1 protein-coding gene is annotated in these 1245 nt (G+C 63.5%); it reads left to right on the plus strand.

Features of this window, described 5'->3' with window-relative positions:
- The first annotated feature begins 254 nt into the window (after window positions 1–254).
- Window positions 255–1226, plus strand: coding sequence for an IS110 family RNA-guided transposase (locus tag ACP93_RS20750; RefSeq protein ID WP_048492551.1), 972 nt, complete (start codon window positions 255–257; stop codon window positions 1224–1226).
- Window positions 1227–1245: the final 19 nt, after the last annotated feature.

Consider the following 1245-nt stretch of genomic DNA (forward strand, 5'->3'; position numbering starts at 1 on the left):
AAGCCGCTCCTTGTATCTGGACGTGACGCCCCTAAACAGGTGTCATGTCTTCCGACTGATCATCGGAGGAGGTGCGGGAAGTCCAGTCGCTCCTAAAGCTTCGAGCTTGCATCGTAGATCGGCTCCGCCCTCCACATGCTGGCCCTTGGGTGTCCGAACGGTATCCAGAGTCCGCCTCTGGCGTGAACTCGCATCGACAAGGCAGGACCGGGCACAGTGCCGATCATGACCCTGACACGATGGAGGAATCGCGTATGTCTGCTGTCATCGGTATTGACGTCGCCAAACACAGTTTCGATGTGGCCATCGAGCTGGCCAATGGCAAGCACCGTACCAAGGCAAAGTTGTCCAACGATGCCAAGGGCTTCCAGGCCCTGCAGGCATGGCTGCAGACCCATGCGCAGCCCGATAGCTGGATCGCCATGGAGGCCACTGGCACCTATCACGAGGCGCTGGCCGAGTACCTTCACGCATGCAGGTATCAGGTGTGCGTGCTCAACCCGGCGCAGACGGCGGCGTACGCGCGCAGTCAACTCAGCCGGGTCAAGACCGATCGCAGCGATGCCAAGCTGATCGCCAGCTATGCCCTGCGTCACCGCGAGCAGTTGCGCCGTTGGCAGCCTGACCCGCCGGCGCTCAAGCAGCTCAAGGCGCTGGTGCGTCGGCGCCAGGATCTGCAACAGATGCTGCAGATGGAGCGCAACCGGCTGGACGTGGCCCCCGCCGGGGTGAAGGACTCCATCAAGCACCATGTGACCGATCTGCAGGCGCACATCGCCCAGATCGAGCAGGCCATCGATGACCATATCGACCAGGATCCGACCTTGCGGGGGCAGCGCGAGCTGCTGGTGAGCATCCAGGGCATCGCCGACACCAGCGCGGCCTTGATGCTGGCCGAGCTCGGTGATGTGAGGCGCTTCGCCGATGCCTCGGCGGTGACCGCCTTCGCCGGCCTGAATCCGTGTCTGCAGGAGTCGGGCGAGCGCAAAGGCCACGTCTGCATCTCGCGCACCGGTTCGCCCCGCCTGCGCGCCGGCCTGTTCATGCCGGCCCTGGTCGCCATGACCCACAATCCGGTCATCCGAGCGCTGAAACAACGGCTGAGCGAACGCGGCAAAGCCGGCAAGCAAATCGTGTGTGCTGCCATGCGTAAGCTCCTGCACCTCGCCTACGGCGTCCTCAAATCGGGCACCGCGTTCGACCCGAAAAGGGCCCTTGCCTGCTAGGGGGTAAGACGGTATCTAC

Origin of the sequence: Xanthomonas sp. NCPPB 1128, assembly GCF_001043115.1 — a bacterium.
Classification (GTDB): domain Bacteria; phylum Pseudomonadota; class Gammaproteobacteria; order Xanthomonadales; family Xanthomonadaceae; genus Xanthomonas_A.